Annotated in this window: 11 protein-coding genes; 1 reads left to right on the plus strand and 10 read right to left on the minus strand. The window is 71.9% G+C overall.

What is annotated here, in order from left to right:
* Positions 1 to 93: 93 nt before the first annotated feature.
* From R8Z57_RS09060 to R8Z57_RS09070, 3 genes are all read right to left on the minus strand, one after another.
* On the minus strand, positions 94 to 1,200 hold the full coding sequence (locus R8Z57_RS09060) for a branched-chain amino acid aminotransferase (RefSeq protein WP_318353423.1): 1,107 nt from the start codon (positions 1,198 to 1,200) through the stop codon (positions 94 to 96).
* 63 nt (positions 1,201 to 1,263) lie between these two features.
* Positions 1,264 to 2,316: a 3-isopropylmalate dehydrogenase gene (locus R8Z57_RS09065; protein ID WP_318353424.1), complete on the minus strand. Its 1,053-nt coding sequence runs from the start codon at positions 2,314 to 2,316 to the stop codon at positions 1,264 to 1,266.
* A gap of 7 nt (positions 2,317 to 2,323) precedes the next feature.
* Entirely contained in the window at positions 2,324 to 3,865 is a 1,542-nt protein-coding gene (locus tag R8Z57_RS09070; protein ID WP_318353425.1) for an MFS transporter, read from the minus strand.
* A gap of 63 nt (positions 3,866 to 3,928) precedes the next feature.
* Between R8Z57_RS09070 and R8Z57_RS09075 the strand changes: the two genes are divergently transcribed.
* A complete protein-coding gene (locus R8Z57_RS09075) occupies positions 3,929 to 4,474 on the plus strand; it encodes a TetR/AcrR family transcriptional regulator (protein WP_318353426.1) in 546 nt (181 codons plus the stop codon).
* Between the two features lie 30 nt (positions 4,475 to 4,504).
* Here R8Z57_RS09075 and serA read toward each other — a convergent pair whose 3' ends face one another.
* From serA to R8Z57_RS09110, 7 genes are all read right to left on the minus strand, one after another.
* Entirely contained in the window at positions 4,505 to 6,109 is a 1,605-nt protein-coding gene (gene serA / locus R8Z57_RS09080) for a phosphoglycerate dehydrogenase (protein WP_318353427.1), read from the minus strand.
* Between the two features lie 147 nt (positions 6,110 to 6,256).
* On the minus strand, positions 6,257 to 6,631 hold the full coding sequence (locus tag R8Z57_RS09085) for a bacitracin resistance protein (protein WP_318353428.1): 375 nt from the start codon (positions 6,629 to 6,631) through the stop codon (positions 6,257 to 6,259).
* The gene (locus R8Z57_RS09090; RefSeq protein WP_318353429.1) at positions 6,628 to 7,221 is read right to left on the minus strand and encodes a DNA polymerase III subunit gamma/tau; all 594 of its coding nucleotides are present in this window, start codon (positions 7,219 to 7,221) and stop codon (positions 6,628 to 6,630) included. Before R8Z57_RS09090 ends, R8Z57_RS09085 begins: the two co-directional genes overlap by 4 nt.
* A 74-nt stretch (positions 7,222 to 7,295) precedes the next feature.
* Complete coding sequence (locus R8Z57_RS09095; protein WP_318353430.1) at positions 7,296 to 8,150, minus strand: peptidoglycan-binding protein; 855 nt, start codon at positions 8,148 to 8,150, stop codon at positions 7,296 to 7,298.
* 84 nt (positions 8,151 to 8,234) lie between these two features.
* Positions 8,235 to 11,489 carry a lamin tail domain-containing protein gene (locus R8Z57_RS09100; RefSeq protein ID WP_318353431.1) on the minus strand — a complete coding sequence of 1,085 codons (3,255 nt, stop codon included), beginning with the start codon at positions 11,487 to 11,489 and terminating at the stop codon, positions 8,235 to 8,237.
* Positions 11,490 to 11,613: 124 nt separating this feature from the next.
* Complete coding sequence (locus R8Z57_RS09105) at positions 11,614 to 12,333, minus strand: copper homeostasis protein CutC (RefSeq protein WP_318353432.1); 720 nt, start codon at positions 12,331 to 12,333, stop codon at positions 11,614 to 11,616.
* 77 nt (positions 12,334 to 12,410) lie between these two features.
* A complete protein-coding gene (locus tag R8Z57_RS09110) occupies positions 12,411 to 14,246 on the minus strand; it encodes a 5'-nucleotidase C-terminal domain-containing protein (protein ID WP_318353433.1) in 1,836 nt (611 codons plus the stop codon).
* Positions 14,247 to 14,535 lie beyond the last annotated feature (289 nt).

Here is a 14,535-nt window from a genome sequence, read left to right on the forward strand (position 1 = left end):
TCGGGACATGCAACGCGAGGTGAGGTGCAAAAAGCCGACATGCGGATGCCCCGGCCGCCGCGCGTGCGGTGGCCGGGGCATCCGGAACAGGACTCAGGCGTCCAGGCGCACCAGCCAGCCGTGCTTGTCTTCACGGCGGCCGTACTGGATGTCGGTCAACTCCTCGCGCAGCGACAGTGCGAGCTCGCCGATCGGCTGCTCGTCGACGAAGTCCTTGCCCTTGAGCAGGCCGATGGGGGTCACCACCGCGGCGGTGCCGCACGCGAACACCTCGACGATGTCGCCCGAGGCGACGCCGCGGCGCCACTCGTCGAATGAGACCGCGCGGCCCTCGACCTTGTGGCCTCGGTCCATCGCGAGCTGGAGGATCGAGTCGCGGGTGATCCCCTCGAGGATCGAGTCCGACTGCGGAGTGACGATCGTGCCGTCCTTGTAGACGAACACGACGTTCATGCCGCCGAGCTCCTCGACGTTGCGGTCCTGGTCGAGGAACACGACCTGGTCGCACTCGTTCTCGTACGCCTCGGACTGCGGCAGCAGCGACGCGGCGTAGTTGCCGCCGGTCTTGGCCGCACCCGTGCCGCCCTTGCCGGCGCGCGCGTAGTCCTCGCTCAGCCAGATCGACACCGGCTTCACGCCGCCCTTGAAGTAGGCGCCGGCGGGCGAGGCGATGACGTAGTAGCCGACCTTGTGCGCCGGACGCACGCCGAGGAACGCCTCCTTGGCGAACATGAAGGGACGCAGGTACAGGCTCTGGTCGTCGCCCGAGGGCACCCAGTCGCCGTCGACCGCGATGAGCTCGCGCAGGGACTGGATGAAGTACGGCACGGGCAGCTCGGGCAGCGCGAGGCGCCGGGCCGACCGCTGCAGGCGGCGTCCGTTCTGGTCGGGGCGGAACGTGTGCACCGAACCGTCCGCGTGGCGGTAGGCCTTGATGCCCTCGAAGATCTCCTGCCCGTAGTGCAGCACCGCGGCGGCCGGGTCGAGCGAGAGCGGCCCGTAGGGCTGCACGCGCGGGCGGTGCCAGCCGCCCCCGACCGACCAGCAGATGTCGACCATGTGGTCGGTGAAGCTGGTGCCGAAGCCGGGGCTGGCGAGGATCTCGGCGCGCTGCTCGGCCGACTTCGCCTGCAGGTTGCGGTTGACGGTGAACTGCAGCGGGGCGAGTCCGGTGTCGGGATCGGTGTCGATGATCGTCATGACGGGCCTGTGCTTTCGTGCGGAGCGTCGTGCTCCCTGGTGGCGGCGCTTGCCGGTTCCAGGTTACGCCTGGAGTCGCGCGGCGATGGAGTCGCCGATCTGCGCCGTGGTGCGGGCTGCCGTGCCCCGCTCCGCGATGTCCGCCTCGACCGCACGGGTGACGGCTTCGGACTCCGCCCGCAGCCCGAGGTGATCGAGCAGCAGCGCGGTGGAGAGGATCGCGGCGGTGGGGTCGGCCTTCTGCTGACCTGCGATGTCGGGCGCCGAACCGTGCACGGGCTCGAACATCGAGGGGAACGCGCCGTCGGGGTTGATGTTGCCCGATGCGGCGAGACCGATGCCACCGGTGACGGCGCCGGCCAGGTCCGTGAGGATGTCGCCGAAGAGGTTGTCGGTGACGATCACATCGAAGCGGCCCGGGTTCGTGACCAGGAAGATGGTGGCCGCGTCGACGTGCAGATAGTCTACGGCCACGCCGGGGTGCTCAGCGGCCACCTCGTCGACCAGACGCTTCCAGATGCCGCCGGCGTGCACGAGCACGTTCGTCTTGTGCACCAGCGTCACCTTCTTCGAGCGACGCTCGGCGAGGTCGAACGCGTAGCGCACCACCCGCTCCACGCCGAAGGCGGTGTTCACCGACGTCTCGTTCGCGACCTCGTGCGGCGTGCCCGTGCGGATCGAGCCGCCGTTGCCGACATACGGCCCCTCGGTGCCCTCGCGCACGACCACGAAGTCGATGTCGCCGGGCTCGGCGAGCGGACCCGGCACTCCGGGGTACAGCTTCGACGGGCGCAGGTTCACGTAGTGGTCGAGCTCGAAGCGGAGCTTCAGCAGCAGACCGCGCTCGATGTTGGCGTCCTTCAGCCGCGGGTCGCCCGGCACTCCCCCGACGGCGCCGAGCAGGATCGCGTCGTGCGCCTTGATCGAATCCAAATCGTCGCTCGTCAGCGTGTCGCCGGTCTCGAGGTACCGCGCGGCGCCCAGCGAGAACCGGGTCTTCTCGAAGCGGATGCCGCTGCCCGCGGTCGCGGCATCCAGCACCTTCTCCGCCTCGGCGATGACCTCCGGACCGATGCCGTCACCCGGGATGACGGCCAGCTTCACGACACGCGACATGGTGCTCCTACGACTTCTGGCGGGACCCTCCCAGGGTAGTGGCCGCGATGACCCCGGCGATGACGACGAGTACCGCGCCGATGAGCGCGGTCACCGTCACACCGGCGTCGAAGGCCATCGCCGCGGCGTCTGCCAGCGCGGCGCCGGCGGCCCCGCCGAGCGTGTCGGCCGCGTGCATCGCACCGGCCAGGGTCTCGGACGCGGCGGCGGCCGCGGCATCCGGAACCCCCTCCGGAATGACGAGATTCGTGCGGTAGAGCGCCGTGAGGATGCCGCCCAGCACGGTGGTGCCGAGCACCGCCCCGAGCTCGTACGCGGTCTCGGACACGGCGCTCGCGGCACCCGCCTTCGCCGGCGGCGCGCTGGCGAGCACGAGCTCGTTGGAGACCGTCTCGGCGGCGCCGATGCCGATCCCGAGCGAGATGAAGGCGGCGACGAGCGCCGCGACGCTCTCGGGGCCGGTGGCGAAGGCCACCGCGACGTAGCCCACCAGCGAGAAGACGAGCGCCGTCGGAACGACCACGCGGGCGGGCCACTTCTTCGCGATCGGCACGACCGCGAGGCCTGCGGCGATCATCATCGCCAGCCCGGGCACGAGCGCGAGCCCCGCCTGCATCGGCGTGAGCCCGACGATGAGCTGCAGGTGCTGGGCGACGAAGAACAGGAAGCCGACGAGGGCGATCACACTGAGCAGGTTCACCAGCAGCGCGCCGCTGAACGTGCCCTGCCGGAACAGGCGCATGTCGAGCATCGGCGACGCGGCGCGCAGCTGCCGCCGCACGAACAGCACGCCGAACCCGAGCCCCACCAGCATGGGCAGCCACGCGGCGACGACGAAGCCGTGCACAGCGAGCTCCTTGATGCCGTAGACGATCGGGATCATCGTCGCCATCGACAGCGCGATGCTGAGCGGGTCGATGCGACCCGGCTTCGGGTCGCGGCTCTCGGGCACGAGCAGCGGAGCGAGCACCAGCAGCGGAATGAGCACCGGCACCGACATCAGGAAGACCGAGCCCCACGCGAAGTGCTCGAGCAGCAGGCCGCCCACGATGGGGCCTAGCGCCGCGCCGGCGGAGAACATCGACGCCCACACCGCGATCGCGAGCCGCCGCTGGTCCCGGTCGGTGAAGATGCTGCGCAGCAGCGACAGCGTCGACGGCATCAGCATCGCGCCGAAGACACCCATCCCCGCCCGGGCCGCGATGAGCCATGCGGCGCTCGGCGCGAAGGCCGCGAGCACCGACACGGCGGCGAAGCCGGTGGCGCCGATGAGCAGCATCCGCCGCCGGCCGAACCGGTCGCCGAGCGTGCCCATCGTGACGAGGAGGCCCGCCAGCACCAGCGGGTACGCGTCGATGATCCACAGCTGCTGGGCGCTCGTGGGACCGAGCTCGAGGGCGATGGCGGGCAGGGCGAACGAGAGCACCGTGTTGTCGACCGAGACGAGCAGCACGGGCAGCATGAGCACGACGAGCGCGGCCCATCCGCGCCAGCCGACCTTGCGTCCCTGCGCGTCGGCGAGCGAGATTTCCTGAGTGAGAGTCATCATTTCTATACCGTCCAGCCGGTATAGTAACAGGATGCCTCGACCGCTGTCGATACCATCGAGCCCATGAGCCGTCCTCCCCTCGCCCGCGACAAGGTGCTGGACGCCTTCGAGCGGATCCTCGTCGAAGAGGGCGAGCGCGCCGCCACCATGGACGCGACCGCGAAGGCCGCAGGCGTGTCCAAGGGCGGCCTGCTCTACCACTTCGGCACCAAGGACGCGCTCGAGTCGGCGGCGATCGCCCGGCTCCGCGACCTCGTCGACGAGGATGTGGCCGCGATGGCGGCGGCCCCCGAGGGGCCGATCGCCTACTTCCTGCGCTCATCGGCGATGGAGAACGACCCGCTGGACCGTGCGGTGCTCGCGGTCTCGCGCCTGGCGCAGGGCGGCAGCCCCGCGGCGTCCGAGGCGCTGCGCGGCATCCGCGACCGCTGGGCCGACGCCCTGCGCGACGACACGAGGGACGAGGCCGCGCTGGACCTCGTCATGCTCGTGAGCGACGGGCTCTACTTCAACAACGCCCTCGCAGGCGGCGCGATCCCGGGGCCGGTGCCGCGCGGCGCGGCGATGGACGCCCTCGTCGCCCTCGTGGAGCGCGCCGCGCGCGACTGACCATCGGACGGTCGCGCGCGGGCGCCGGGCTCACTCCTCGGTGAGCTCGATGCGGCGGAAGAGGTCGGCTCCGACGGACTCGCGCATGTCTTCGAGGAGGTCGTCCGGAACGGGCGAATCCACCGTGAGCACCGACAGGGCGCGGCCGCTCGCATCGGCCTGCGCGACCTGGAGGCCCGCGATGTTGATGCCGGCGCTGCCGAGCTTCTGACCGTAGATCGCCACGATGCCCGGCCGGTCGGCGTAGCGCATGACGAGGTGGTGACGCTCGATCGGCACCTCGATCTCGTACCCGTTGATGCCCACGACCTTCGGCACCATGCGGGTGCCGGCCAGGGTGCCGGCGACCGTCAGGACCGAGCCGTCGGCGAGCGTGCCGCGGAGGATGGTGATGTTGCGGTAGAGCGGGCTCTCGGCCTCGACGATCAGCCGCGTCTCGATGCCGCGCTGCTCGGCGAACAGCGGCGCGTTGACGTACGACACGTTCTCGCTGACCACGTTGGCGAGGATGCCCTTGAGGGCCGCAAGGCGGTAGACGCTGACGTCGTAGGCGGCGAGCTCGCCGCGCACCTCGATGTCGAGGCTCGTGAGGGCGCTGTGCGAGATGCCCGTGAAGAACTGCCCGAGCTTCTCGACCAGTGCGATGCCGGGGCGGACGAACGGGTCGATGATGCCGCCCGCGACGTTCACCGCGTCGGGGACGAGGTCGCCCTCGAGGGCGAGCTTGACCGACTTGGCGACCGAGACACCCGCCTTCTCCTGCGCCTCGTCGGTCGAGGCGCCGAGGTGCGGAGTGACCACGACGTTCGGCAGGCTCAGCAGCGGGAAGGCGGTGCCGTCGGCGGCGGGCGGCTCGCTCGTGAACACGTCGAGGCCGGCACCGGCGATCTCGCCGTCGGTGAGGGCCGTGTACAGCGCCGCCTCATCGATGAGTCCGCCGCGGGCCACGTTGACGACGAACGCCGTCTTCTTCATGATGCGGAACTGCTCGGCGCCGATCATCCCCGTCGTCTCGGGGGTCTTCGGCATGTGGATCGTGACGAAGTCGCTCTGGGCGAGCAGGTCGTCGAGCTCGAGAAGCTGCACGCCGAGCTGCTGCGCGCGCGTCGGGGTGACGTACGGGTCGTAGGCGACGACGGTCACGCCGAACGCCTGCAGGCGCGCGGCGATGAGCGCCCCGATGCGCCCGAGGCCGATGATGCCCACGGTCTTCTCGAACAGCTCGGTGCCCGTGTACGAGCTGCGCTTCCAGGCGCCGCCCGCCAGCGACGCGTGCGCGGCCGGGATGCGGCGGGCGAGGCTCAGGATGTGGCCCACCGTCAGCTCGGCGGCCGAGATGATGTTCGAGGTCGGGGCGTTGACGACCATGACGCCGGCGGTCGTCGCCGCCTTGATGTCGACGTTGTCGAGTCCGACGCCGGCGCGCGCCACCACCTTCAGCGCGGGGGCCGCGGCCAGGGCCTCGGCGTCGACCTTCGTGGCCGAGCGGATGAGCACCGCGTGGGCGTCGGCCAGCGCCGACAGCAGCGCGGGACGGTCGGTGCCGTCGACGTGACGAACGTCGAAGTCGGGACCCAGGGCATCGATCGTGGCGGGTGAGAGCTCTTCGGCGATGAGGACGACAGGCTTCGGCACGGGTGTTCCTTCGTGGGGCATGCGCGGAACGCGCGGAGCAGGGCTGACCGGATGCCGCGCCGCACGCCGTCGGGGGCGAGGCCTGTGCCAGCCTACCTCGCGCGCGTCCGCCGCCCCGACCGTGTGACGCCGCGCGGCACGGCGACCTCAGCCGAGGAAGGACGCGGAGTTGAGCGTCGTGTAGGCCACGACGTTCAACCAGAACACGGCGACCAGGGCGAGGCCCGTGAGCATGACGAGCAGAAGCTCGTGCGCCGCCCGCCGATGGCCGATCGCGAACGCGGCTCCCCAGACGAGGATCGGGAACGCGGCGGCGAAGATCCAGATGAACCACCCGAGCGCGTTCAGCGTGAGCCCGGCGTCGCCGAAGACACCGAGCGTCGCGACGAGGTTGCCGATGGCGTTCCAGACCGCGTAGGCGTAGAACAGCCCGACGACACCCGAGATGGCGGCCACGAGCCAGGTGGGCGTCTTCGCCCGCTTCGCACCGGCTGCCACGGCATCCGTCCCTCGCTCGCTCATTGCCCGACCGCCCCGATCATCACGAAAGGCCACGGGAGCAGCAGCACGGCGCCGGCGGCGAGCCAGGCGAAGCGCAGCCACGGACGGGCGCGGCGGGTGAGCAGCAGGGTCGTCGCGAACCACAGCAGGGGCGCGAGCACGGCGAGCCACAGGCTGCCCTGGTACATGACGTCCAGCACGAGGTACTGGGCACGCCCCTGCAGCCGCAGGCCGCCGATGAGCCACCCGACGGCGTACAGCGCGTAGATCCCGCCCAAGACGCCCAGCGCCACGAGCGTGCCGTTGCCCATGGGCGCAGACTCGGCGGCCCGGTGCGCGGCAGCGGCGTCGCTCGCACTGTCGTCGGATGCCGCGGCCGCCGGCAGCTCGGAACCCACGGTGTCGCTGCCCTTGCCCACGGCGGTGAAGCCCTGCGGGAGCCGCGCGGGCGTCGCGTTCGCGGCGGCAGCGTCGGGGGTCGCGTCGGGGTCCGGCACGTCGCGCCGACCAGCCTCGGCGGAGTCGGGGGTGTCGGCGGAATCGCCCAGATCGAGTGTGGGGTCGTCGTCGCCGTCCCAGGTGAGGGCGTCGTCGTCGCGGCCGGGTGTCACCCGTCCAGCGTAGTGCCGCCGGCCGGCAGGCCGGGGAGCCGCCCGGCACGCCGCCGGCTCCCCGCCCCGGCTGCTCAGTCGAACAGCCGGACCATCAGCGTGTGCCAGGTCTCGGGCCCGACGACGCCGTCGGCGGGCGGGAGGAACACCTGCTGGAACTCACGCACCGCCGCGGCGGTCAGCGGACCGAAGTCGCCATCGACCTCGAGGTCGGCCAGGAGCGTCTGCACGGCCCGCACCGCCTCGCCCTTGACGCCCGCCGGTCCGTCGCCCTGCTGCACCGTGATGATCAGGCCCGGCCAGTCGAGCTGGCCGAGCGTCGTCGAGATCTCCACCGCGCGCAGGGTCTGCTGGAAGTCCCGTACCGCCTGCCCGCTCTGCGGACCGAACACGCCGTCCGCCGCGATCGTGGCGCCGTGTGCGCGGAGCAGGTGCTGCGCGGCGAGCACGCGCCAGTTCGTCGCCTGCGAAGCGCCCTGCTTCACCAGCGCCCAGGGCTGCACGCCCGGTACGAAGGTGCTGAGGAACGACCAGGTCTCGCGTCCCGCGACGCCGTCGAGCGTGAGCCCCCACGACTCCTGGAAGAACTCCACCCGCTCCTTCGTGATCGGGCCGAAGCTGCCGTCGACGGCGAGCGGGTCCTCGCCCGGCGACCGCTGCAGTCCGAACTGCTGCACGGCGCGCACGGCGTCACCCGTGGATCCCTGCTGCACCGCCATCACCAGGCGCGGCCAGGTGATGGGCCCGACGATGCCGTCGGCGGGCACTCCCTGTGCCGTCTGGAACGCGGTGACCGCGGCCGCCGTCTGCGGACCGTAGTCGCCGTCCACCGCGACGGCGTGACCGTGCGCACGCAGGAGGTACTGGATGCCGGGGACGACGGCCCCCGTCGATCCCTGTCCGACGGTGGTCCACGGTTCTACGTTCATGACGGCTCCTTGCGAGGTGGTTTCGGTCAGTGCGCGGGGATGGCCCCACCCGCTCCCGAGGCGTGCAGGGCGCGGCGTGATACCTCAGTCCGGCAGGACGGTCAGCGCGTCCGTCGCCACCGCTTTCGCGTGCTGCAGCGACAGCGACACCGCGAAGGCGTCGTCGGCCGCTGTGTAGCGGTGCTGCAGCCCCTGCGCGAGGATGCGCCACGGCCGTTCGTTCGACGGCGTCGCCTCGTCGCCGTCATCGGGCAGGAACTGGGAGTAGTCGTACGGGTGGCTCGCGGTGGCCTGCAGGGGCACCGAGAAGGTGTCCACGGCGAGCACGCCGGCCGCGAGGTCGAGCTGCAGCAGCCGCTGGAACCCCGTCGCACGCTCGCCGGTCGGGGTGCGGAACTCCTGGTAGTCGGCGAGCGCCTCCACGACCGTGTGGCCGGGGATCCCGCCGGCGTCCTCGGTGACGATCGCACCGAGGCCGTGGAAGTGACCAGACAGCACGAGCACGACGTTGCGGTGCGGGGCGACGACCCGCTCCCACAGCTCGTCCCCGCGTGAGACCCAGCGCGACGTCGACGAGCGCTCGGCGTCGTGGCCGGCGCCCGCGGGGGTCAGATGCTCGTGCGTGGAGAGGATGACATTGGCGTCGGGGTGGGCGGCGACGACGTCCTCGGCCCAGGCGATCTCGCGCTCGCCGTAGGCGTAGGGCAGCGAGAGCATGAGGAAGGCCGCACCGGCGGCCTCGAACCGCGACCAGTTCGCGCTGTTGTCGCCGGCCGCGATCGAACCGCCGTACCAGGGCTGGTCGCGGTACCGGTCCGGCCCGAAGTACTCGTTGAAGAGGTCGTTGGTGACTCCGCGCTTGTTGTCGTGGTTCCCCGGCAGCACGCTGTTGGCGATCCCGGCGTCGTCGAGCACCCGCTGCATGCGCGACGCGACGGCGTACTCGCGGCGCGCCCGGTCGTCGGGCTGACCCGGATCGATCCAGTTCTGCACCAGGTCGCCGGTGTGGGTCACGAAACCGATCTTCCGCGCGTCGGCGTTGGCGGCCAGCCACGCCACTTCGGCCGCGTACACCTCCGGGTAGGCCTCGGAGTAGTACTGCGTGTCGGTGAGGTGGCCGACGGCGACGTCGTAGTCGTCGGGATCGGCGATGCCGTCCGCGTCGGCGGCGGCCGACTCCGCCCGCGGGACGACCTGCACGAGCAGATCCGCGACGCCATCGGCGACCTCGGCCTCGCGCACCGCTCCGTCGAGCCGCAGCGCCGCGTCGGTGGCGGCATCCGTCCCGGTCCCCTCCCCCGCGGCCGCGTCGAGAACGCGCCACACGCCGGAGCCGGGCCGATCCGGTGCGGGGGCCCACACCGACAGCCGCACCTCGGCGCGTCCGACGGTGCGCCCCTGCCACGTGACCGTCGCCCCCTGCTCCGGCAGGCGCACCCGCAGCCGCAGGTACGGGAGGTCGTAGCCGTCGTCCCGCGCGATGAGATCTGTCACGCCGGCCTCGCGTTCCCCGGGCGTCGCGAGCGTCGTGAGCGGCGCGGCGGTCGCGCCCGCGTATGCCGCCACGACCTCGAGCGCCTGACCGCGCGGCGCCGTCGCGGCGGCTGCCGGCGAACCGACCGCCGCGGTCTCGATAGGCGTGGGCTCGGCCGCGCGCTGGCGACGTGCCAGCGCGAGGGCCTGCGTCACCAGGTCGTCGGGCGCGTGCGCCTGCGGCGCTGTCATCCGCCCGGGCGTGGCCGCGCCGGGGGCGAAGTCGCTCGCATCATCGCCGGTGAACGCGGTGCGCTGCAGGGTCTCGCCCCGCAGCCGGTCGACGGCGAACGTGGGAAGCGGGAGGCCGTTCGTGCACGGACTCTCCTGCGCCACACTGCCGTCCATCTCGTTGCGGTGGTAGATGCCCACGCTGTCGACCCGCTCGCCCGACGCATCCTGCAGCCACGCTCCCGCACCGGCCAGCTCGAGCGCCGTCTCGTACCGGGCATCGGCGTCCGCTGCCGCCGGTGTGCCCGTGAGCGCCGCCGTCCAGGTGGTGCCGGCGGCGAGCTGCGTGCCGGCCGGGATGCGGGCGAGATCGTCGAACCGCGGGAATCCGTCGGCGCCGCACGCGACCAGCGTCCAGCCCGAGATGTCGACGTCGAGGCTGCCGTAGTTGGCGATCTCGACGAAGTTGTGGCGGACGGCTCCCTCGATGACCGGATCGGTCGCGATCTCGCTGATCGCCACGCCCGGCCGTCTTCCATCCGCGGAGAGCGAGGAGACGGATGCCGCGACCCGGCCTTCGCCGGCGGCGTTGGGCGCCCCGGGGGTGCGGCCGGCCGTCGTGAATCCGCCGTCGTCCTGCCGCTGCCAGCTCTCCCCCGCGCGGTAGTCCAGTGATGCCGGGAGCTTGACCCGTCCGGTCTGGCACGCGGTGTCTTCGCGCGATGACACCCCGACGCCGTCGACACGGCGTCCGTCGGCGGTGGTGAGCAGTGCGCCTGACACCGTGTCGGCCAGCGACGTCGTGGTCTGCACGTCGGCGACCCCGGAGAAGCCCGGTCCGCCGACGACGAGCCGCGCGCCGGGTGCCAGCGACAGCCCGGGTGCGAAGACGTGCTGCAGCGCGTCCGACGGCGCCGCACCGGTCGCGGTGCAGCGGTAGAGCCGCCACCCGCCGAGGTCCACAGGGGTGGAGCCGGTGTTGCGGAGCTCCAGCACGTCGTCGCCGTGACCGCCCGGGCCGGCCGCTGCGATCTCCTCGATCCGCACCTCGCCGGGCGCCGGGGCGGGGACGGCGTTGCCCGATCCCGGCGTGGCACGCGCACGTACCCACGTCGGGTCGGAGGCCGAGCTGCCGACGCGCTGCCAGCTCTCGCCCAGCGCCGCCGCAGTGGTCACCGGGAGCTCGGCATGGCCGCCGCACTCCGACATCATGGGCGCGGGGTCGTCGGAGTACACCGCCACCGCGTCGACGGTCTTCCCGCCCGGGTCGATGACGATGATCCCGTAGCCGCGTTCGTCCAGCCTCGTCGTCGCGAACACGCGCCGCTCCCCCGCACCGAGAACGACGCCCCGGAGGTCGGCCTCGGGATCGGTGAGACGGGTTCGCACGCCCTCCCCGTCACACCGGAAGACCGCGAAGCCGGTCAGGTCGATCGGGCGGCCGGCGGGGTTCTCGAGCTCGAAGAAGCCATCCCGGCCGCCGCGGACGCCGGCCGGCGCGATCTCGCTGACGACCACCCTGCCTCCGCCGTCGGCGCCGCTCACCGGCAGGTCGGGCACAATCGCGTCCGCCGGCTCACCGACGACCGTCGCCACCAGGACGAGGACGCCGAGCGTCGCGAGGGATGTGGTCACACGGTTCGTGTCGCGCACGGCCCGACGGTCGCGCGCCCAGGTGAACCCCCACGGTCTCCGGGTCGATCAGGCGGTGTACGGCGGCGGGACTTTGCGGTCGCCCGAGCGGCGTCACGCCGGTGATTCACACGGTGGCCGCGCGGACCGCCGCCCCGACGATCTGCGGATCGGTCACGTCATGCCCGTCCGCCCCGCCGCCGGGACCGGAGGGCGACGCGAGCCCCGCCCGCCCGCGGGCCGACAGATGCACCGCGTCGACGCCGGCGGCGAACAGCGCGGGAACGTCGGCCGGCTGCACCCCGCCGCCGGCCATCACCTCGACGTCTCCCGAGCGCGCCGCGAAAGCCGCGAGGGCGTCGAGGCCGTCGATGGACCGCGCGGCACCGCCCGACGTCAGGACGCGGTCGACCCCCTCCGCGACCAGCGCATCGAAGACCGCGGCGGGATCGGCCGCGGCATCGACGGCCCGATGGAACACGAGCGTGGCCGGGTCGGCGGCATCCCGCCATCTGCGGAGGGTGTCGACGTCGAGGCCGCCCGCGGCGTCGAGGCAGCCGATCACCACGCCGCCCGCACCGCGCCCGACGCACGCGCGGATGTCGGCCGACACGATCGCGATCTCGTCCGCGTCGTACACGAACCCTCCGCCGCGCGGACGCACCAGCACGTTCACCGCCGCCGGGTCGACCGCGCCGAGCACCGCCTCGAGGATCCCCAGCGAGGGGGTGAGCCCGCCGACCTCGAGCGCCTGGCAGAGCTCCAGACGGGCCGCGCCGGCACCGATCGCGACGCGCGCTCCGGCGGGGTCCTGCACGGCGATCTCGACGGGTCGGGGTGTGGCCATGACGGGAGCCTAGCGGCCCGCTCGTCTTGGGACCGGGGCCCGCCTCCCGCCCGAGGGAGCCGGGCCCCGTCCCCGGTTCAGAAGACGGGTGTCCCCGCGCGCACCAGCCGCCAGTTCTCCACGTGGAAGTCGGCCGGATCGATCACGCCGGTCGCCGACGCATAGGAGACGATGGCCTCGCGGATCGCGACCTGGGCGTTGTAGACGACCGGTGCCGATGCGATGTGCGGGAATCCGCCGCCACCGGACTGCCGGTAGTTGTTGACCGCGACGACGAACCGCTGGTCGGCGCCGACCGGTGTGCCCTCATACGCCAGGTTCGCGATGCGCGAGCCCTGCGGCTGCGAGATGTCGATGTCGTACGTGACCCCCGAGAACTGGTCGAAGTTGTAGTCGGGGGTGCCGAGGGCGTTCGTCCACGTCGCCGGCGCGACGGCGGCGTCGGGCGCCACCTGCAGGAAGTACTTGGCCGAGTACTCGAGGTAGTCCTTGATCTGCGCCCCCGTCAGCACCGAGCCCAGCAGCGTGTTGTCGTAGATGTAGAGGCCGGCGACGTCCTTGATCGTGACCTCCCCGGCGGGGAAGGTCGCCGCCCGGTTGAAGGGCGCCGCGATCGAGACGATCGGGAGGGATGCCTCGGCCGTGCCGGCGATCGCCTTCGACACCGTGTCGATCTGGACATGGTTCACATAGTCGAGGATCGCCGTGTCCTTCCAGCATGACTCGGCGGCCGACAGGGTCTCGGTGGACGTCGCCACCGCCGTGTTCACGTAGGCGACGACGGCGTCGTGCTGCGCCTGGACGACCTGCACGAGCGCCGGGTCGTCGGCCACCGTGTTGGTGTTCACCGTGAGGGACTTCGCGGCGGTCACACTCCACTTGCCGCGCACCATCGTGAGCTCGAGGTCGAAGACGCTGAGGCGCTGGCCCCAGTTCTTCGGCTCGCTCATCACCACCTCCTTGCCGGTGGCCTTGTTGACCACCCGCACCTCCGGCTTGTCGGCGTGCGCGTGGCCGAACAGGATCGCGTCGATCCCCGGGACCTCCTCGGCGAGCATCCGGGAGGCGTTCTCGACGGGGATGTCGCTGCCGTACGACGACAGTCCGCTGTCGCCCGCGTGCACGCTCACGACGACGACGTCGACGCCCTCCGCACGCATCACCGGCACCCAGCGCGCCGCCGTCTCGACGACGTCGAGAACGTCGATGCGCCCGCTGACGTTGGCCTTGTCCCAGATGACGACGCCGGGATTCGTGAGCCCGAGCACGCCGACCCGGACCGGCTTGTGACCCGGCACATGCATCTTCTTCACGACGTACGGCTGAAAGGCCGGGTCCGTCGTGCCGGCGTGCACCGCGTTCGCCGCCAGGGCCGGGGCATCCAGCTGAGAGATCCAGTAGTCGAGGAAGTCGAGGCCGTAGTTGAACTCGTGGTTGCCGAGCGCGATGGCGTCGTAGCCGATGGCGTTGAACTGGGCGGCGATGGGGTGGACGGCGCCGGACTCGTCGACGGGATCGACGGTGGCGTAGTAGAACCCGAGCGGCGAGCCCTGGATGGTGTCGCCGGCGTCGAAGAGGAGCGTGTGGTCACGACCCCGGTCGGCGCGGATCTGGTTCACCAGGCTCGACACCCGCGCCAGCCCGATGGTGTTGCCCGCGCTGTCGCTGTAGGCGGCGTCCTTGTAGTAGTCCCAGTTGAGCGCGTTGGCGTGGATGTCGGACGTGCCCATGATCGTGATCGTCAAGGACTTCCCTCCCGGCGCCGCGTGGGCCTGGGGCGACTGCACCCAGCCGGCGGCGGCCAGCACGCTCGCGGCCGAGACGCCGACGAGGAAATTGCGACGACTGAGACCCGGGTGGAGCGGGGTGTCCGCCCCTGATGCGGTGTCGGAGTCGGGCGTGTGGTCAGGCATGTGTTCTCCCATGGCGAGGATCACATCACGCGCGCGAGGTCAGCGACAAGGCTCGGCTGATGAGGAAACTCTCAGCAACGCCGGAGGCCCGGTCCCCCGTGGGGAACCGGGCCTCGCAAAGCCGGTGGGTCAGCGCGCCGCGCTGCCCTGGTTTCGATACGCCGCGCTGACGCGCGGCCACTCAACCCGAGTCGTCGAGCGCACCGCGGCGCTAGCGCGCCGCGCTGCCTTGGTTTCGATACGCCGCACTGACGCGCGGCTACTCGACCCGAGTCGTCGAGCGCACCGC

Origin of the sequence: Microbacterium sp. M3 (genome assembly GCF_033548675.1) — a bacterium.
Classification (GTDB): Bacteria; Actinomycetota; Actinomycetes; order Actinomycetales; family Microbacteriaceae; genus Microbacterium; species Microbacterium arthrosphaerae.